The sequence below is a fragment of the Aquiflexum sp. TKW24L genome (assembly GCF_023502205.1).
GTDB lineage: Bacteria > Bacteroidota > Bacteroidia > Cytophagales > Cyclobacteriaceae > Cognataquiflexum.
Genome location: NZ_JAMFLG010000108.1, coordinates 1 through 309, shown reverse-complemented (window position 1 = coordinate 309; position 309 = coordinate 1). Strand labels below are relative to the sequence as shown.

At 45.3% G+C, this 309-nt stretch carries 1 protein-coding gene; it reads right to left on the bottom strand.

Translation table 11 applies throughout. The features are described from left to right. On the bottom strand, positions 1 to 309 hold a 309-nt coding region (locus M3O96_RS21980), incomplete at both ends, for a CLIPPER-2 domain-containing protein (RefSeq protein WP_502798932.1).

Genomic DNA, 309 nt, shown 5'->3' with positions numbered 1-309 from the left:
ACAGCACCGACAGCTGCAGAAGCGGTATTATCCACTTTTCCTGCGTCAATATCAGCTTGGGTTACTATATAAGAAGTAGCAATTGACTCAGAAGCCAAAGGCGCCAAAGTTCCAATCACCGTATTCAATCCGGTCAATGGATCTGATACAGAAACATTACTCAAAGTCACGTTACCTGTATTGGTCACCACAATGGTATAGTTCAATACATCTCCGACAGCGGCAAAGGTTGACTCGGTTGCAGTCTTGGTGATGGAAAGTGCAGGGCTTTGTGTTGCAGTTACCGATTCGGAAGCCGAAACATTCACA